A 17,550-nucleotide genomic window follows, 5' to 3' on the forward strand; every position below is an offset into this window, starting at 1 on the left:
CCCTTGGAACGGGCTCTGGAGACGGTCATCGCCGACCTGCCGCCCGAGGTCAGGGCCCGCCACCGGTTCCACTTCACGGAATGGCAGGACGAGTACCGGTACCTCGCCCTGGAGGACGGCAGGTCCTGGAGCGGGGGAGCGTTCCTGAACGCCGACACCGAGTACGACGTGGCGAACGTCGCGGAGTGCATGCAGGACCTGATGATGGAGGTGCTCTGGATCGTGTGGCCGGAGTGCCCGGCACACGAGTTCGGGCTGCACGTCGACTTCGAGGCGCGGCGGCCCGTGTGGCGCTGCAAGGGCGGCTCCCACGTGGTCGCCCCGATCGGAGCTCTTCACGACGCGCCGTCGTGAAGACGGATCAGCCTTCAGGGCCGGATGCGACGAGCGGCTTGGTCCCTTTGTCGACCATTCTTTCCAGGTACCAGAAAGGAGGAACCGGCGAGCCGTCGCCCTGCGGCTCGGGTCGGCTGCGAGCATCGTACGGACCCGGTCGAAAGGAAGCTCACCGACATGTCCACGGCGAAACCAGGAAGAGTGGCCTCGTCCGGGCCGGGAAGGCGTCGCCCGGCCGGGAGATCGGCGATACTGGTCGCGGCGGGCACCCTGTCCGCGGCCCTCGTCGCCACCCTGTCCCCGTCGGCGAGCGCGGGCCCGACCCCGAGTCCTACCCCGACTCCCACGCCCAGCGCCACGGAGAGCCCGACGGAGACCCCGACCCCGACTCCGCGGGTGAGGTGGGGCTTCGGGGACGTCGACGCGACGTGCGAGTCCAGGGTCTTCTTCAAGATCCACCGGCTCTCGCCGCGGAACTTCTACATCCCACGCACCCGTTTCATCGACGGGCCGGGCGGCACGATGACGGTGAGTGTGACACGTGAGCACGAGGTGCTCGCCTTCCTCGAGACCGAGTCGGAGAAGCAGATCTCCCTCACCACCGGAGACGTGGTGCGCAACCTGCGCCGGCTGGGAATCCCGCACCTGGAGGAGCGCCACATGGTCTTCGCCGGCCACGAGTACACGCGGGAAGTCAGCAAGGGCATGTACGGCAACATGCGCTACCGCGTCTTCGGTTACCGCGTCGGCTGGTCGGCCTGGTCGGTGCTCGGCACCTGCCGTCACCGTCTCATCGACCGCGGCATAGCCAACGTCCCCGCCAAGGTGGAGGGCTGGCGCTACTGGGAGACCAAGCACCCGAAGTACCACGGCCGCATCCTGTCCCTCAAGTAGGGTCAGCGGCTCCACCCGGCGGAGTCGGTCACCGGTCTGAGCTCGGAGGCCGGAGGTTCGACGGGACGGCCCTCGTACTGGGTGGACAGGACGACGAACGAGGTGAGCTCGCCGTGCCCGCCGAGGCGTTCGAGCAGTCCTTCCAGATGGCGCATCGAGGCGGTGCGGATCTTGAGCATGGTGCACGAGTCGCCCGTCAGTTTGTGCACCTCGACGACCTCGGGATAGTCCCCCGCCGTGGTGGTCTTCAGCAGGCAGCGGCCCGGCGCGCAGCGCATCTGGACGAACGCGGTGAGCGGCAGCCCCGCCTTGGCCGGATCGATCGTGACCTGATATCCGGTGATCACTCCGGCCTCCTCCAGACGGCGCACCCGCTCGGCCACGGCGGGCGGCGACAGGTTGACGAGGCGGCCGAGCCGGTTGTACGAGAGACGGCCGTCGCGCTGGAGTTCGGCGAGGATCCGCCAGTCCGTACGATCCAACTGTCTGTCCATTCGTCAACCTCTGACCGGATCATGCATCACGTTCGAGAAGCGTAACCGCCGCAGGACCGTTCAGATCCCCTTCATTCTCAAAACCGACATTCCTATCGTAAAGGGATGATCAATAGACACCGGCGCAGCATAACCGCCCTGTTCACGGCGACCGCGCTCATGAACGCCGCGATGGCGGCGGCGAGCGCGGTCAGCACCCTCGTCGCCACAGACCGCCTCGGCCTCGCGTGGGCCGGCGTGCCCGTGACGGCGGGCATCGTCGGCACCGGCGCCGGCGCCCTCGCACTGACCCGCGTGATGAACCGCGCCGGGCGGCGTGCCGGGTTCGTGCTCGGCTTCGCGGTGGCGACGGCGGGGGCCTGCCTCGCGCTCGTGGCCGTCGCCTCGTACGACATCGTCACGCTGACCCTGGGCATGCTCCTGCTGGGGGTGGGCAACGCCGGGGCCCAGCTGTCCCGCTACGCGGCGGCGGACCTGTATCCACCGGCGCGGCGCGGGTTCGCGATCGGGACCGTGGTCTGGGGCGGCACGCTCGGCGCGGTCGGCGGGCCGTTGCTGCTCGCACCGTCGAGCACGGTCGCGACGGGGCTGGGATGGATCGCCTTCACCGGCCCCTTCCTGCTGGCCGGTGTCGCCTGCGCCGCGGCCATGGCCGTCTCCGCCGCCCTGGCGGGATCCGGGGCACGCCCGGTTCCTGGGCGGGCACGGCTCAGCGACCTGGTGCACGGGCCCGCCGCGCGGTCGGCGTTCGCGGTGATGGCCGCGGCGCAGGTCGTGATGGTCGGCATCATGACCGCGGCCCCGCCGGACATGCACCTGCACCACCACGGCCTGGATGCGGTCGGCGCCGCGCTGGCGGCGCACACCTTCGGCATGTTCGCGTTCTCGCCGCTCACCGGCCACCTGATCGACCGGTACGGCGCGCGGCCCGTGATGGCCGCCGGGCTGGCGATCATGGCGCTGTCCGTGGCCCTGGCCGCGGCCGGGCCCGGCCGCATGCCGATGCTGACGGCCGGCCTGTTCCTGCTCGGGTACGGCTGGAACCTCTGCTTCATCGGCGGCAGCGCCGGCCTCGCCACGGGGCTGCCGGAGGGGGCCGACCGGATGCGCGTGGAGGGCGCGGTCGACGCCGGACTCTGGGGCGCGGCCGCCGTGGCCGGCCTGGCCTCCACCATGGTCCTTTCCTCTGGTGGGTACACCGTCCTCGCGCCGGTCGCCATGGCCCTGCTCGTCCTGGCCGCGGTCACGCTCGCCCGGACCCGGCGCGCCGCCCCTGCGCGAAGGTGACCCTCTCGTGCGCGCACCGATGAGTTCCGGCTCGTTCGGCGGTCACAACCACGACGGTCAGGACGAACTCGGCAGAGGAGCAGGACATGGTCATCGTCGCGGGGCACATCGTCGTCGATCCGCACCGGCGCGAGCGCTATCTGGCGGATTGCGAGGGCGTCGTCGAGCTGGCCCGCCGCGCACCCGGCTGCCTCGACTTCGCCATCGGCGCGGACCTGGTGGACGCCGGCCGCGTCAACATCTTCGAACGCTGGGAGTCGCGGGCGGCCGTCGAGGCGTTCCGCGGCAGCGGCCCCGACGACACCCAGCAGGACGCCATACTCGCCGCCTCGGTGACCGAGTACGACGTCGCGGACCTGCGCTCGCTGACCTGAGCCGTCAGCCGGTCCTCAGTCGCCCGCGTAGCGTGCCGAGACGTCCTTCCGGATACCGATGATCATCGCGACGACCAGGAAGAACAGTGAGACGACCAGCCCTGTGGGAAACGGCCAGGCGAGCACACAGCCGAGGTACAACGCCACGGCTCCCACGAGCGTCCAGGTGAGAGCGCCGAACACGTCACCGGTCCCGCGCGCGCTCCCGTGGCGCAGCCGGCGGACGCCGATGTAGCCGATCACCGGAAGGCAGGCGATCGCGCCGGCCCAGAGGACGTTGTTCCCCAGCGCGCAGGCGCTCGTCAGGAAACCGAGGGCGATCACCAGCCATAATCTGACGGACTCGAACATGGCACCTCCATGCCGCGGGGCCGCCAGTATGCCATGGAGCACCACCACGCCCAGATCATTAGGATCATTGCCGTTGCGATGACCCCGGCGATCGGGAGCCCCGATGAGCGACCCCCGCGGCTTCGGCCCCCGGGCGATGGACGAGCCAGAGATGATCGGCCCGTACCGCGTCGAAGGCCGGATGGGCGCCGGCGGCATGGGCGTGGTCTACGCGGGGGTGGCGGCGGACGGCGCCCGGGTGGCGGTCAAGGTCATCCATCCGGGGCTGGCCGCCGATCCGCAGTTCCATGCCCGTTTCGTGCGCGAGGTCGATCTCCTGTCCCGGGTGCGCGGGCGCTGCACGGTCTCGGTGCTGGCCGCCGACACCGCCACGATGCCTCCCTGGCTGGCCACCGAGTTCGTGCCCGGCCCGACGCTCAGCACGCACGTGCAGGGCAACGGGCCGCTGCCGCCGGACGAGTTGCTGTCGTTCGGCGCCGACATCGCCGAAGCGCTCACCGACATCCATCGAGCCGGCGTCGTGCACCGCGACCTCAAACCCGGGAACGTCATCCTCTCCGCCTCCGGCGCGAAGGTCCTGGACTTCGGCATCGCCCGCGCCCTCGACGAGAGCGGGCTCACGGGCACCGGCGCGCTGATCGGCACCCCCGGCTGGATCAGCCCCGAGCAGTACCGGGGCGACCAGGCGGACGCGGCCGCCGACGTCTTCGCCTGGGGCGCGCTGATGGTGTACGCCTCGACCGGGCGCCCGCCGTTCGGCACCGGCGCCCCCGATGTCCTGGCCTACCGCGTCATGAGCGTCGACGCCGACCTGTCCGGCGTGCCGCCGCGCGTCCGCGACCTCGTACGGAGCGCGCTCGCCAAGGATCGGAAGGCGCGGCCGGCCACGCACGAGTTGCTCGCCCGGGTCACCGCGCTGAGGAGGGGCGCGACGACCCCCATGCCGGTGCCCGGCAGGCGCCCCGTGGTGCCGCTGTGGTCGGCCGTCGCCGTCGTGGCGGCGGTCTCGGCCGTCGGCGTGGCCTTCACGGTGAACGCGGCGGGGACGCCGGAGGCGCTGCGGAGCCCGGGCGTCTCTTCCTCGTCCACGCGGTCCGGAAGCCCGGAGCCGGGCGGGAGCGAAAGCCCGGAGCCGGATGAGAGCGAGAGCCCGGAGGAGACGGCGACGGCGGACGAGACCGCCGAGGAGTCGCCCACTCCCAGCAGGACCCCCGTGAAGACGCCCACCGCGAGGAAGACGAGCCCGCGCCCCTCGGCCACCACCGCGCCGTGCCCGTCCGACAGCGCGATACTCCAGCAGGTCGCCGCGATGAACGGCGGCAGCCTGCCGCAGGACGCCGCGGTCGGGGGCAGGAAGTGCGCGGGCTCCTGGCTCGCGGCCGAGATCGAGTCCCCGAGTGTCGGCGGGATCTCCCTGATCGCGACGCGGAACAGAGCCCGGTTCGTCGACGCCGAGATCGGCAGCAACTTCTGCTCACTGTCGGACCGCCCGGCCCTCCTCGCGAGAGCGCCGGGCAGCATCAAGACCTTCCTCTGTCCCCAGGGCTTCAGCTGATGCCGCTGGTCGCCGGGACCTCCGAAGAGATCCCGGCGACCACGGTTCAGTCCGTCACGGCGAGCACCGTGCCGGCGCCCACGGTCAGGCCGCCCTCGCGGATGGCGAAGCCGAGGCCCGGCTCCAGGGCGACCGGCTTGCCGAGGGTGACCGGGACCTCGATCGTGTCCCCCGGCCGGGCCGGCGAGGTGAGCAGCAGCTCACCCGGCACGTCCGTCGTGCGCAGGTAGAACTGCGGCCGGTAGCCCGAGGCGATCGGCTTGCGCCGGCCGCCCTCCTCCGCCGTCAGCAGGTACACCCGGGCGGTGAACGCCCGGTGCGCCGCCTGGCTGCCCGGGGCCGCGAGCACCATGCCGCGCCTGACCTGGTGCCGCTGGACGCCCCGGAGCAGGAGGGCGGCGTTGTCGCCCGCCTCGCCGCGCTCCATCGTGCGGCCGAACGTCTCGACGCCGGTGACGACCGCGGACAGGTCGCCGCCCAGCCCGACGGCCGTGACCGGGTCGCCGACGCGGACGGCGCCGCGCTCGATGGCCCCGGTGACGACCGTGCCGCGGCCGGTGATGGACATGACGTTCTCCACGGGCATGAGGAACGGCGCGTCCACGTACCGGACCGGGACCGGGATGTGGTCGTCGACCGTACGGAGCAGCTCGTCGATGGACGCCGTCCAGGCCGGGTCGCCCTCGAGCGCCCGCAGCCCGGAGACGCGCACCATCGGCGAGCCGGCGAAGCCGTGCTCGCCGAGCAGGTCCTGCAGCTCCAGCTCCACCAGGTCGGTGAGCTCCGGGTCGGCCCCGTCGGCCTTGTTGACCGCGACGACCAGGTGCTCGACGCCCACGCGCCGGGCGAGCAGGACGTGCTCCCTGGTCTGCGGCATGATGCCGTCGCGCGCCGACACCACCAGGATGGCGCCGTCGAGCTGCGCCGCCCCCGTGATCATGTTCTTCACGTAGTCGGCGTGGCCCGGCATGTCCACGTGGGCGTAGTGCCGCGTGGCGGTCTCGTACTCGACGTGCGAGATGTTGATCGTGATGCCCCTGGAGTGCTCCTCCGGGGTGCGGTCGATCCGCTCGAACGGCGTGTACGTCGCCTGGCCGCGCTCCGCCAGCACCTTCGTGATGGCGGCGGTCAGCGTGGTCTTGCCGTGGTCGACGTGGCCCATCGTGCCGATGTTGAGGTGCGGCTTGTTCCGCACATAGGCCTGCTTGGCCATGATCCCTTCCTTGCGAACCTGGATGCGTGGTGACCCGTGCAGGGCCGTCTACCTCTCCCCGCCGGGTCACACTCCGGGACGAACGGGAAGAGGTCAGCGCTCCAGGCCGTCGCAGGCACGCTCGAACGCGCCCGCGCGGGCGGGCGTCGTCGGGAGCGCGTGCCGGATCATGATGACCATGGTGCTGCTGTCAGCAGCGATGGGCAATCGAATATTCCCTTTGGTCCGGCGGACAAGGCGCGGGCCCCGGTTCGTCCTGCAGACCGAAGAAGGCGTGACGGTGCTGGCCTAGCGTTCGCTCATGCCCCGCATCACGCTGGACGACCTGTTCCGCCTGGCCGTGCCGTCCGATCCGCAGCCGCGGCCGGACGGCGGCGCGGTCGCGTACACGCTCACCACGGCCCGGCGCGAGCCGGACGGGAACCACGACGAGATCTGGCTCGCCGCCCCCGGCGCGGAGCCCCGGCGGCTCGCCGAGGGGAGCTGCCCGCGCTGGTCTCCGGACGGGCGCACGCTGGCGTACCTGCGGCCCGTCGAGGGCCGGCCGCAGATCCACCTGCTGCCCATGGACGGCGGTGAGCCGCGCGTCCTCACCGCCGCGCCGCTCGGAGCGGGCGCGCCGGTGTGGTCGCCCGGCGGCGACAGGATCGCGTACGCGGGTCCGCACGGCGAGCTCGACCCGCACGCTCCCGTGGTGGCGGACCGGCTGGACTACAAGGCCGACGGCGCCGGGCTGCTGCGCGGGATCACCACGCAGGTCTTCGTCGCCGAGGTGAGGTCGGGGGAGACCGTCCGGCTCACCGAGGGCGGCTTCCACGCGGGGGAGCCTTCGTGGGCGCCGGACGGGGAGCGGCTGGCGTTCACCGCCGGGATGGAGCCCGACGGCGACCTGCGGCTGTCGAGCTCGGTGTACGCGGTCGAGGCGGGCGGGGGTGAGCCGAAACGGCTGACCGGTCCCGAGGTGATCGCCGCCGGCGTGTGGTGGCTCGGCGGGCGGCTGGTGGTGGCCGGGCCGGTCGAGCCGGTCGGGCACACGCGGCTCCACCTGGTGGAGGCGGACGGGGCGCGGGAGCTGGAGACCGGGCTGGACCGCAGCGTCATGGTGGGCGCGCCCGGCTACCCCGGCGCCGCGCCCCGGCTCGCCGGCGGGCAGTTGCTGTTCGCGGCCCGCGACCGCGGCTGCACGCACCTCTACACCGTCCCCCTGACCGGGGGAAACGCGGTCAAGGTCGTCGGCGGCGACGCCGTGGTGGCCGGTGCGGGCACCACCGCCGGGAAGCTCGCGTACGTCGCCGCGACGGCCCGCAGCGCTGGCGAGGTGTACCTGATGGATCTCCCGTCGGGCGGAACATCCGAGACATCGGGAGAGTCACCGCCGGACACCTCCGAGACCCCGGCGCCTGAGAGTGCGCTCACCTCGTACGCGCTCGCCGGCGTGGACCTGTTCACCCCCGTCCGCCGCACGTTCACCGCCGCCGACGGCACGCCCGTCGAGGGGTTCGTGCTGCGCGACGAGACGCTGAACGGGCCGGGGCCGCTGCTGCTCGACATCCACGGCGGCCCGCACAACGCCTGGGCGCCCGTCTTCGACGGCGCGCACCTCTACCACCAGGTGCTCGCCGCACGCGGCTGGACCGTGCTCACCCTGAACCCGCGCGCCAGCGACGGGTACGGTGAAGCCTTCTACAAGGCGGCGGCCGGAGCCTGGGGGCTGGCCGACACCCAGGACTTCCTGGGCCCCCTCGACGACCTGGTGGCCGAGGGCGTCGCGGACCCGGAGCGGCTGGCCGTCACCGGCTACAGCTACGGCGGCTACATGACCTGCTGGCTGTCCACGCGGACCGGGCGGTTCAAGGCCGCCATCCCCGGAGGTGCCGTGACTGACCTGGTCAGCATGGGTGGAACCTCCGATATGGGATATTTCCTGAAAATGTTTGAATGCGGGGGTGACGTCGTACCCCAGTCCCCGCTCACCCACGTGGACGACGTCACGACCCCCACCCTCCTGCTGCACGGCGACACCGACGACCGCTGCCCCGTGGGCCAGGCCGAGCAGTGGTTCGCGGCGCTGCGCGAGCGCGGCGTGCCCGTCCGGCTGGTGCGCTATCCAGGCGCCTCCCACCTGTTCATCCTCAACGGACGCCCCTCACACCGGATCGACTACAACGAGAGGATCATCGCGTGGCTGCAGCAATGGGTCACCGGCTCGCCGAGCTGATCGCCGAATACGAGGTGCCCGGCGCGGCCCTCGCCTACCTGCACCAGGGGGAGCTCCACGAGTTCGCCGCCGGGGTGCTCAACAAGGCGACGGGGGTCGAGAGCACCCCCGACTCGCTGTTCCAGATCGGCTCCGTCACCAAGGTGTGGACCGCCACCCTGCTCATGCAGGACATCGAGCAGGGCAGGCTCACCCTGGACACGCCCGTCGTCGACGTGCTGCCCGAGTTCAAGGTCGCCGACCCCGAGGTGACCAAGACCGTCACGATCCGCCACCTGCTCTCCCACACCAGCGGCATCGACGGCGACCTGTTCCTGGACACCGGCCGCGGCGACGACTGCGTCGAGAAGTACGTGGCCGCCTGCGCCGACCTGGCCCAGAACCACCCGCTCGGCGTCACCCAGTCCTACTGCAACTCCGGCTTCATCGTCGCCGGGCGGGTGCTGGAGAAGCTGGCCGGCAAGCGCTGGGACGACGTGCTGCGCGAGCGGATCATCGAGCCGCTCGGCCTCACCCACACCGCCACCCTGGCCGAGGACGTGCTCCGCTTCCGCGCCGCGATGGGCCACATGGAGAACGGGGACCCCGCCCCGGTCTGGGGGCTCATGCGCTCCGCCGGACCCGCCGGGCTCATCTGCGCCCGCCCCGCCGACGTGGTCGCCTTCGCCCGCGCCCACCTCGAAGGCGGCCTGCTGGAGAACCCGGCCGCCATGTGGGAGCCGCAGATCGACATCCCCAACCCGCACACGCTCGGCAGGCAGTGGGGCATCGGCTGGATCCTCGACGAGTGGGACGGCCAGAAGGTCGTCTCCCACGGCGGCAACACCATCGGCCAGCACGCCATGCTCTGGATGCTGCCCGGCACCGGCACCATCGCCTGCGTCACCGTCAACGGCGGCCACAGCGGCGCTTTCACCCACCGGGTCGTCACCGAGCTGTTCGCCGAGCTCGACGGCGTCACCGTGCCCGCCAGGCTGGGCCCGCCCGAGCAGCCCGTCCAGGTCGACTCCGCCCGCTACGCCGGCGTCTACGAGCGCGCCGGGTCCCGCATCACGATCGGCGAGCGCGAGGGCGGGCTGCGGCTGCGCATGGAGTCCACCGGCGAGCTGGCCGCGCTGGACGAGCCCGTCGAGCTGGACCTGCGGCCCGTGGACGAGGCCACCTTCGTCGGCCGCAGGGACGGCGACCCCGACTGGCTCTCGGCCGTGTTCTTCGAGCTGCCCGACGGCTCCCCGTACGTGCACCTGGGCGCCCGCGCCACGCCCCGGACGGGCTGAAAGGCGTGCGTGAGGTGTTCGAAGGCGCGGGCGCGCGGGGTTTCCTGCACGCCCGCGACGTCGACGGCGACCGCGAGTCATGCCACGACGCGGACGAGCCCGTCGTCCTCGCGTCCGTGTTCAAGATCGCCGTGCTGCTGGAGTACGCCCTGCAGGCGGCGGCGGGCGAGGTGGCGCGGACCGAGCGGCTGACCGTCACCGCCGCCGACAAGGACGGCGGCATCGGCACCTCGGGCTGCGCCGACGACGTCTCGCTCACGCTGCGGGACCTCGCGCACTTCATGATGACGATGAGCGACAACGCCGCCACCGACGTGCTGCTGCGCCGGGTCGGCCTGGACCGGGTGCACGCCACGCTCGCCCGGCTCGGGCTGCGCCGCACCCGGCTCATCGGCGGCTGCGCCGAGCTGTTCGCCCAGGTCGAGGCCGAGCTCGGCACCGTCGAGCTCGACGGGATGCCGCGCGAGCTGATCGAGCCGCTGGCCGTGCGCGACCCGGCGCGGACCACGTCGGGAACGCCGCGCGAGATCACCACGCTGCTCGCCAGGATCTGGCGGGACGAGGCAGGCCCCGCCGAGGCGTGCGCCGAGGTCCGCGCGGTCATGGGCAGGCAGATCTGGCCGCACCGGCTCGCCTCCGGGTTCGGCGACGAGGTCCGGGTCTCCGGCAAGACCGGCACGCTGTGGGGGGTGCGCAACGAGGCCGGCGTCGTCGAGTACCCCGACGGCGGCCGCTACGCCGTCGCGGTGTTCCTGCGCACGGACAAGCTGGGCGGGCGCGACCCGGCCGCCGACGCGGTGATCGGGCGGGCCGCCCGGCTGGCGGTGGACCGGCTGCGCGGCCCATGACGGCCGCCCCCTATGGTGAGTGGATGACCACCCGCCCGCGCGCCAGCCTGGGGCGGATCCTGCAGGACCTGGGCAGCACCGTCCTCGACGTGGCCGCCGCGCCCGGCGACCTCGACGCAGAGGTCACCGGCGTGCACATCTACGACCCGCACGACGAGCCGATGGTGGCGCCGGGCGGGATCGTGCTCGCCGTCGGGGTGCGCGGCGCCGACGGCGTCCGCGCCCTGCTGGAGCGGGCGCCGAGGGCGGCGGGCGTCGTCGTCAAACTGCCGGTCGAGGTGGACGAACGGGTCCGCGCCGCGGTGACCGAGACCGGAGTGGCCGTGCTCGGCCTCACCCGCGCCGCCTCCTGGTCGCAGGTCGCCGCGCTGCTGCGCTCGCTGCTGGCCGAAGGCGACCTGGACGGGCCGGAGGACGAGCCGCAGGGCGACCTGTTCTCCCTCGCCAACGCCGTCTGCGCGCTGCTCGACGCGCCCGTCACCATCGAGGACCGCTCCTCCCGCGTCCTGGCCTTCTCCGGCCGTCAGGACGAGGCCGACCCCGGACGCGTCGAGACCGTGCTCGGCCGGCAGGTGCCCGAGCGCTACCGGCGCATGCTCGACGAGCGCGGCGCGCTCAAGGAGCTCTACCAGAGCCGCGACCCCATCCACATCGAGCTGCCCGCCGACATGCTCGACCGGGCCGCCGTCGCCGTCCGCTCCGGCGACGAGATCCTCGGCTCGATCTGGGCCGCGGTGGGCGAGCCGCTCACCGAGCAGCGGCAGCGAGCCCTCGCCGACGCCGCCAAGATCGTGGCGCTGCGGCTGCTGCGCGACCGGGCGGGCGCCGACGCCCAGCGGCGGCTCCGCGCCGACCTGCTGTCCACCGTCCTCGCCGGCGGGACGGGCGCGGCCGAGGCGGCGGGCCGGCTCGGCATCGCCACCCAGCGGCTGTGCGTGCTCGCCGCCCAGCTCACCGACCAGCAGGAAGGCGACCCCGCCCGCGGCGAGAGCGACCGCCAGCGCTTCTGCGACGCGCTCGCCCTGCACGTCGCCACCATCCACCCGAAGGCCGCCGCCGCGCTCGTCGGCTCCGTCGCGTACGCCGTGCTGCCGCTCACCGCGGGCCCGGAGGACGAGGAGGCCCGCGCGGTGCGCATCGCCCAGGACTTCCTGGCCCGGGTCGGCCCCCGCCACCCCGCCAACATCGGCGTCGGCCGGCTCGCCGGCACCCTCGCCCAGGCGTCCAGGTCCCGCGCCGACGCCGACCGGGCGCTGCGCGTCCTCCGCGCCCGGGGCACCTCCGGCCAGGCCGCCGGCTACACCGATGTCCACTTCGAGTCGCTGCTGCTGCAGGTCGCCGACGTGGCCGGCGCCGAGGAGCAGACCCCCACCGGCCCCTACCAGCGGCTGCTGGAGCACGACCGCGAGCACGGCAGCGAGCTGGCCGCCACCCTGCGGGCCTACCTCGACGCGTTCGGCGACGTGAACGCCGCCTCGGCGCGCGTCCACGTGCACGCCAACACCTTCCGCTACCGGCTCAAGCGGCTCGTCGAGATCAGCGGCCTGGACCTGTCCGACCCCGAGGCCAGGCTCACGGTCATGCTGCAGATGCGGATCTTCGGACCGTAGCACGACGGCGCGCGCGGATTTCGTGGGCGGGCACGAAGAACGAGCCGCCGCAAGCGGAAAAGGTGGGGCATCACCTCCCACCTCCCGGAGTTCCCATGAAGAAAGCAGCAGGCGCCGCCGCGCTGGCCCTGTTGGCCACCGCATGTGGCGCGGGCACGCCTGAGGCGGCGCCCACGTCCACCGGCGGCACGTTCACGTACGCGATCCCGGCCGACCCCGGCGTGCTCGACCCCGCGACGGGCGTGCTGTCGGTCACCAACACCGTGCTCTCGATCGCGTACGACACGCTCGTGCGGGCCGGCGAGGACGGCGGCATCGTCCCCGGGCTGGCCGAGAAGTGGGACGTCAAGCCGGACGCCGTCACCTTCACCCTGCGCAAGGACGTCACCTGCTCCGACGGCTCCCCGGTCACCCCCGAGGACGTGGCGGGCACCATCAACCACATCGCCGACCCGGACACCAAGTCGCCCGTCTACGGCGTGTTCGTACCGGTGGGCATGAAGGCGGAGGCCGGCGACGGCACCGTCACGCTGTCCACGCCGGAGCCGTTCGGGTTCATCCTGGAGAGCGCCAGGGACATCTTCATCGTCTGCGGCAAGGGGGTGGAGGACCGCTCCCTGCTCGCCCGCGGCACCTCCGGCTCCGGCCCGTACGTGCTGTCCGAGGCCGCGCCCGGCGACCACTACACGTTCAAGGTGCGCCGCGACTACGCCTGGGGGAGCAGCGGCACCGGCGCGGACCTGCCCGAGCAGGTCGTGCTCAAGGTCGTGCCCAACGAGCAGACCGCCGCCAACCTGCTCGTCGCCGGCACCCTCAACGGCGCCCAGTTCCTCGGCCCCGACCGCGCCCGCATGGAGTCCACCCCCGGCATCGGGCAGATCGTCACCCCCGTCGGCAACGGCCAGTTCTTCTACCACCAGGGCGACGGCCGGCCCGGCGCCGACCCCGCCGTCCGCAAGGCGCTCACCCAGGCGCTCAACCTGACCGAGCTGGGCGGCATCGCCTCCGGCGGCACCGGCCGGCCCGCCACCGGGCTCGTCGTCGAACCCCGCGCCTGCCCCGGCGACACCGTCACCGGCCACGTGCCCGCCTTCGACGAGGCCGCGGCCGCCGCCGCGCTCGACGCCGCCGGCTGGAAGCCCGGCCCCGACGGCATCAGGGTCAAGGACGGCGAGCGGCTCAGCCTGCGCCTGCTCTACGCCACCACCCGGGGGCCGGGCGTGCAGGCCGCCGCCGAGTACATGGCCGCCGCCTGGAAGAAGGCCGGCGCCGAGGTGAAGCTCAACGGCGTGCTCGACACCAAGCTGTCGGAGTCGCTCAACGTCACCCAGGACTGGGACGCCGTCTGGCTGCCGATCACCGTCACGCTGCCGTCGCAGCTCGTCGGCTTTCTCTCCGGCCCGGCCGCGCCCAAGGGCGCCAACTTCGCCCACCTGGACAACGACCGCTACACCGAGCTGGTGACCGAGGCCAACGGCACGCCCGGCGAGAAGGGCTGCGCGCTCTGGGGCCAGGCCGAGTCCGCCCTGTTCGAGAGCGCCGACCTGGTGCCCGTCGTGGGGAACACCACGCTCATCGCCACCAAGAACGCCGCCTTCCGGATGGCCGGCGGGCTGTTCGACCCGAGCTCGTTCCGGCTCACCCAGGGAGGCTGAGTGCGCCGTCCGCTCATCCGGCGGCTCGTCCGGTTCGCGGTGTCGCTCGCGGTGCTCGTGCTGGCCGCGTTCGCGATGATCCACCTGATCCCCGGAGACCCCGTGCGGGCCTCGCTCGGCCCGGCCGCCCCGGTCGAGCTGGTCGAGACCCGCCGGGCCGCGCTCGGCCTGGACCTGCCGCCGCACGAGCAGCTCGCCGCGTACGTGTCGGGGCTGGTGACCGGCGACATGGGCACCTCGTTCCTCACGGGGGAGCCGGTCACCGCCGTGATCGCCGCCCGGCTGCCCAACACGCTGGCGCTCGCCCTGCTCGCCACCGTCGTGGCGCTGCTCGCCGCCGTCCCGCTCGGCATGTGGGCCGCCGTACGGACCGAGAACGGCCGCAACCGGGGCACCGAGGCCACGTTCGGCTCCGTCACGAGCGCCGTGGTGGCCATCCCCGAGTTCCTGTACGCGATCGCGCTCGTGGCGGTGTTCGCCATCGGCCTGGGGCTGCTGCCGCCCGCCGGGAAGGCCGGGCCCGAGTCCTACCTGCTGCCCGTGCTCGCGCTGGCACTCGGCCCGGCCGCCATGATCGCCCGCATCGCCCGGGTCGAGACGCTGCGCGTGCTCGGCACCGACTACGTCAGGCTGGCCAGGGCCAAGCGGCTGCCCGCCGCCCGGCTGCACCTGCGGCACGTGCTGCCCAACACGCTCACCGCCACCCTCACCCTGGGCGGGCTGCTGCTCGGCTCGCTCATCGCCGGCAGCGTGCTGGTCGAGTACGTCTTCGCCTGGCCAGGACTCGGAGGGAAGATCGTCGAAGCGATCACCCAGAAGGACTACCCGGTCGCCCAGGGCGTGATCCTCGTCTACGGCGCCATCGTCCTGCTCGTGAACCTCCTGGTCGACGTCGTGCTCGGCGTGCTCGACCCGACCTCCGCCATCAAGGAGTCGTGATGCTCCGCACCCCCGCGGCCATCGCCGGCGCCGCCCTGGCCGCGCTCATGGTGGTGCTGGCCGTGATCGGGCCGCCCATCTGGGGGGACGCGGCCGAACTCGTCGACGCCGGCGCGATCCTGCAGGGCTCCTCGGCCGCGCACCCGCTCGGCACCGACAACCTCGGCCGCGACCTGCTCGCCCGCGTCCTCGTCGCCGGCCGGTACTCGCTGCAGCTCGCGCTGGCCGCCGCGCTCATCGGCGCGAGCGCCGGCATCGTGCTCGGCGCGCTCCCGTCCGTGCTGCCCGCCCGCGCCGGACGGCTCGTCACCGGCGCCGTCAACGCGCTCGTCGCCTTCCCCGGCCTGCTGCTGGCCATGTTCACCGCGGTGGCCGCCGGGCTCGGCGCGCGCGGCGCGGTGCTCGGCATCGGCGCGGCCATCGCCCCCGGCTTCGCCCGGCTCACCCAGACGCTGGCCGCCTCCGTGTCCGGGGCCGACTACGTGGCCGCGGCCCGCATGCTGCGCGTGCCGCGCCACCGCATCCTCGCCAGGCACGTGCTGCCCAACATCGCCGAGCCGCTCATACTCAACCTCACCCAGGCGCTCGGCGGGGCGCTGCTCGGCCTGGCCGGGATGTCGTTCCTGGGTCTCGGCGTGCAGCCGCCGGACTACGACTGGGGCAGGCTGCTCTTCGACGGCTTCGGCCGCATCTACATCCACCCGGAGGTCGCGCTCGGCCCGGCCGCCGCCATCGCGCTCGCCGGCATCGGCTTCAACCTCCTCGGCGACGCCCTGGCCAGGCGGGCCGCCCGCACCCCCGTACGGACTCCGCGCTCCCGCCAGGAACGGCCGGCCGCCGCCGCGGACGCGGGGGAGACCCAGCCCGGCGCCATCCTCGACGTCGCCGGCCTCACCGTCACCTTCCCCGGCGGCGTCACCCCGGTGCGCGGCGTGTCACTGAGCGTGCGGCCCGGCGAGATCGTCGGACTGGTCGGCGAGTCGGGCAGCGGCAAGTCGCTCACCGCCGCCGCCGTCGGCGGGCTCGTCCCGTACCCCGGGACCGTCAGCCACGAGCGGCTGCGGCTGTGCGGCGAGGACGTGGCGGACCTGAGCCGCAAGCAGCTCGGCACCTCCCTCGCCATGGTCTTCCAGGACCCGATGGCCTCGCTCAACCCCGCGCTCAAGATCGGCGGCCAGCTCGCCGAGGTCGCCGTCGTGCACCAGGGCGCCACCCGCGAGGACGCCCGGCGGCGCGCCGTCGACCGGCTCGGCCACGTCCACCTGCCGGAACCGGAGAAGCAGGCCGCGCGGCACCCGCACCAGCTCTCCGGCGGCATGCGCCAGCGCGCCGTCATCGCCATGGGCCTCATGGGCGATCCCAAGCTGATCATCGCCGACGAGCCCACCACCGCGCTCGACGTCACCGTCCAGCGCCAGATCCTCCGCCTGCTCCGCGAGGTCGTCGAGGAGAGCGGCGCGGGCGCGCTGTTCATCTCCCACGACATCGCCGTGGTCGGCGAGCTGTGCGACCGGGTGGTGGTCATGTACGCGGGCCGGATCGTGGAGGAACTGCCCGTGGACCGCCTCGCCGAGGGCGCCGCCCACCCGTACACCCGGGCGCTCATCTCGTCCCTGCCCGACATGGACACCGACCGGGCGCTCCCGCTGGCCAGCATCCCCGGCCGCCAGCCGGCGCCCGCCGAGGTGGGCGCCGGCTGCGCGTTCGCCCCCCGGTGCCCCCTCGCCACCGGCCGCTGCGCCACTGACCGGCCCGCGCTGGAGGCACACGGCCACGACCACCGGGTCGCCTGCTGGGAGGCTTCGTGAGAATCGACGACCTGACCGTCCGGTACGGCACCTTCACCGCCGTCGACGGAGTGACCCTGGAGATCCCGCCCGGCCGCATCGTCGGGCTCGTCGGCGAGTCGGGCAGCGGCAAGTCGTCCGTGGCCCGCGCCGTCAGCGGCCTCGTCCCGCACACCGGCAGCGTCACCGGCGCCTCCCGCATCCAGATGATCTTCCAGGACCCGTACGCCTCCCTCGACCCGCGCATGCGCGTCGGCGACTCCGTCGGCGAAGCCCTCCTCCACCTCCCGCGCCGCGCCCGCGCCGCCGAGGTGACCCGCCTGCTGGGCATGGTGTCCCTGCCCCCGGAGACGGCGCCGAGCTACCCGCGCGAGCTGTCGGGCGGCCAGCGCCAGCGCGTCGCCATCGCCCGCGCCCTCGCCGCCGACCCCGACCTCCTGGTCGCCGACGAGATCACCAGCGCCCTGGACGTGTCGGTGCAGGGGTCCATCCTCAACCTGATCCGATCCCTGCGCGACCGGACGGGGCTGCCGATCCTCTTCATCTCGCACAACCTGGCGGTGGTGCGGTACGTGTGCGACGAGATCGCCGTCATGCACCGGGGGCGCGTCGTCGAACACGGCCCCACGGTGGACCTGGTCTCCAGCCCTGCCGACCCGTACACGCGGACCCTCCTGGAGGCGGTGCCGCGCCTGCGCCGCTGAAGTTTGTC

General features: G+C 73.2%; 16 protein-coding genes. 13 read left to right on the forward strand and 3 right to left on the reverse strand.

All coding sequences use genetic code 11. From position 1 onward, the window contains the following. Nucleotides 1-3: 3 nt before the first annotated feature. Together AB0K05_RS36010 and AB0K05_RS36015 are read left to right on the forward strand one after the other, a co-directional pair. Nucleotides 4-354 carry a hypothetical protein gene (locus tag AB0K05_RS36010; protein WP_364235274.1) on the forward strand — a complete coding sequence of 117 codons (351 nt, stop codon included), beginning with the start codon at nt 4-6 and terminating at the stop codon, nt 352-354. A gap of 378 nt (nt 355-732) precedes the next feature. Further along, a complete protein-coding gene (locus AB0K05_RS36015) occupies nt 733-1,230 on the forward strand; it encodes a hypothetical protein (RefSeq protein ID WP_364235277.1) in 498 nt (165 codons plus the stop codon). 2 nt (nt 1,231-1,232) lie between these two features. Here the strand turns inward: AB0K05_RS36015 and AB0K05_RS36020 are convergent, their stop codons facing one another. Continuing rightward, the gene (locus AB0K05_RS36020) at nt 1,233-1,724 is read right to left on the reverse strand and encodes an Lrp/AsnC family transcriptional regulator (RefSeq protein ID WP_271276212.1); all 492 of its coding nucleotides are present in this window, start codon (nt 1,722-1,724) and stop codon (nt 1,233-1,235) included. A gap of 105 nt (nt 1,725-1,829) precedes the next feature. Between AB0K05_RS36020 and AB0K05_RS36025 the strand changes: the two genes are divergently transcribed. Together AB0K05_RS36025 and AB0K05_RS36030 are read left to right on the forward strand one after the other, a co-directional pair. Next, on the forward strand, nt 1,830-3,011 hold the full coding sequence (locus AB0K05_RS36025) for an MFS transporter (RefSeq protein ID WP_271276213.1): 1,182 nt from the start codon (nt 1,830-1,832) through the stop codon (nt 3,009-3,011). 86 nt (nt 3,012-3,097) lie between these two features. Continuing rightward, the gene (locus tag AB0K05_RS36030) at nt 3,098-3,385 is read left to right on the forward strand and encodes an antibiotic biosynthesis monooxygenase family protein (protein WP_148032079.1); all 288 of its coding nucleotides are present in this window, start codon (nt 3,098-3,100) and stop codon (nt 3,383-3,385) included. A gap of 15 nt (nt 3,386-3,400) precedes the next feature. On the opposite strand, the gene AB0K05_RS36035 is transcribed toward AB0K05_RS36030, so the two are convergent. Beyond that, a complete protein-coding gene (locus AB0K05_RS36035; protein WP_364235281.1) occupies nt 3,401-3,736 on the reverse strand; it encodes a hypothetical protein in 336 nt (111 codons plus the stop codon). Nucleotides 3,737-3,839: 103 nt separating this feature from the next. Between AB0K05_RS36035 and AB0K05_RS36040 the strand changes: the two genes are divergently transcribed. Further along, a complete protein-coding gene (locus AB0K05_RS36040; protein WP_364235283.1) occupies nt 3,840-5,291 on the forward strand; it encodes a serine/threonine-protein kinase in 1,452 nt (483 codons plus the stop codon). A 46-nt stretch (nt 5,292-5,337) separates the two neighbouring features. Here the strand turns inward: AB0K05_RS36040 and tuf are convergent, their stop codons facing one another. Beyond that, nucleotides 5,338-6,504 (reverse strand): elongation factor Tu, encoded by a 1,167-nt coding sequence (tuf, locus tag AB0K05_RS36045; protein WP_364235286.1) that lies wholly within the window; start codon nt 6,502-6,504, stop codon nt 5,338-5,340. A gap of 301 nt (nt 6,505-6,805) precedes the next feature. Here tuf and AB0K05_RS36050 point away from each other — a divergent pair, with 301 nt between their 5' ends. The 8 genes from AB0K05_RS36050 to AB0K05_RS36085 all read left to right on the forward strand — a co-directional run bounded on the left by AB0K05_RS36050 (nt 6,806) and on the right by AB0K05_RS36085 (nt 17,542). Then, on the forward strand, nt 6,806-8,722 hold the full coding sequence (locus AB0K05_RS36050) for a S9 family peptidase (protein WP_364235289.1): 1,917 nt from the start codon (nt 6,806-6,808) through the stop codon (nt 8,720-8,722). Next, complete coding sequence (locus AB0K05_RS36055; protein WP_364235292.1) at nt 8,686-9,999, forward strand: serine hydrolase domain-containing protein; 1,314 nt, start codon at nt 8,686-8,688, stop codon at nt 9,997-9,999. The genes AB0K05_RS36050 and AB0K05_RS36055 overlap by 37 nt, the downstream gene beginning before the upstream one ends. A gap of 5 nt (nt 10,000-10,004) precedes the next feature. Then, on the forward strand, nt 10,005-10,847 hold the full coding sequence (locus tag AB0K05_RS36060; RefSeq protein ID WP_364235294.1) for a serine hydrolase: 843 nt from the start codon (nt 10,005-10,007) through the stop codon (nt 10,845-10,847). Between the two features lie 23 nt (nt 10,848-10,870). Beyond that, on the forward strand, nt 10,871-12,457 hold the full coding sequence (locus AB0K05_RS36065; protein WP_364235297.1) for a helix-turn-helix domain-containing protein: 1,587 nt from the start codon (nt 10,871-10,873) through the stop codon (nt 12,455-12,457). Nucleotides 12,458-12,552: 95 nt separating this feature from the next. Beyond that, nucleotides 12,553-14,112 carry an ABC transporter substrate-binding protein gene (locus tag AB0K05_RS36070; RefSeq protein WP_364235299.1) on the forward strand — a complete coding sequence of 520 codons (1,560 nt, stop codon included), beginning with the start codon at nt 12,553-12,555 and terminating at the stop codon, nt 14,110-14,112. After that, nucleotides 14,113-15,051 (forward strand): ABC transporter permease, encoded by a 939-nt coding sequence (locus tag AB0K05_RS36075; RefSeq protein ID WP_219544315.1) that lies wholly within the window; start codon nt 14,113-14,115, stop codon nt 15,049-15,051. Then, nucleotides 15,051-16,859: a dipeptide/oligopeptide/nickel ABC transporter permease/ATP-binding protein gene (locus AB0K05_RS36080; RefSeq protein WP_364235302.1), complete on the forward strand. Its 1,809-nt coding sequence runs from the start codon at nt 15,051-15,053 to the stop codon at nt 16,857-16,859. The genes AB0K05_RS36075 and AB0K05_RS36080 overlap by 1 nt, the downstream gene beginning before the upstream one ends. Further along, nucleotides 16,856-17,542, forward strand: a complete 687-nt coding sequence (locus AB0K05_RS36085; RefSeq protein ID WP_364235305.1) for an ATP-binding cassette domain-containing protein — start codon at nt 16,856-16,858, stop codon at nt 17,540-17,542. The genes AB0K05_RS36080 and AB0K05_RS36085 overlap by 4 nt, the downstream gene beginning before the upstream one ends. Nucleotides 17,543-17,550 lie beyond the last annotated feature (8 nt).

It is taken from the genome of Nonomuraea sp. NPDC049486 (assembly GCF_040676925.1).
Lineage (GTDB): Bacteria > Actinomycetota > Actinomycetes > Streptosporangiales > Streptosporangiaceae > Nonomuraea > Nonomuraea ferruginea.

Bases quoted from the DNA above. Each gene is read 5' to 3' on its own strand.
- AB0K05_RS36020 (WP_271276212.1), bottom strand. From the start codon at position 1,724: ATGGACAGACAGTTGGATCGTACGGACTGGCGGATCCTCGCCGAACTC.
- AB0K05_RS36025 (WP_271276213.1), top strand. From the start codon at position 1,830: ATGATCAATAGACACCGGCGCAGCATAACCGCCCTGTTCACGGCGACC.
- AB0K05_RS36030 (WP_148032079.1), top strand. From the start codon at position 3,098: ATGGTCATCGTCGCGGGGCACATCGTCGTCGATCCGCACCGGCGCGAG.
- AB0K05_RS36035 (WP_364235281.1), bottom strand. From the start codon at position 3,736: ATGTTCGAGTCCGTCAGATTATGGCTGGTGATCGCCCTCGGTTTCCTG.
- AB0K05_RS36040 (WP_364235283.1), top strand. From the start codon at position 3,840: ATGAGCGACCCCCGCGGCTTCGGCCCCCGGGCGATGGACGAGCCAGAG.
- tuf (WP_364235286.1), bottom strand. From the start codon at position 6,504: ATGGCCAAGCAGGCCTATGTGCGGAACAAGCCGCACCTCAACATCGGC.
- AB0K05_RS36050 (WP_364235289.1), top strand. From the start codon at position 6,806: ATGCCCCGCATCACGCTGGACGACCTGTTCCGCCTGGCCGTGCCGTCC.
- AB0K05_RS36065 (WP_364235297.1), top strand. From the start codon at position 10,871: ATGACCACCCGCCCGCGCGCCAGCCTGGGGCGGATCCTGCAGGACCTG.
- AB0K05_RS36070 (WP_364235299.1), top strand. From the start codon at position 12,553: ATGAAGAAAGCAGCAGGCGCCGCCGCGCTGGCCCTGTTGGCCACCGCA.
- AB0K05_RS36080 (WP_364235302.1), top strand. From the start codon at position 15,051: ATGCTCCGCACCCCCGCGGCCATCGCCGGCGCCGCCCTGGCCGCGCTC.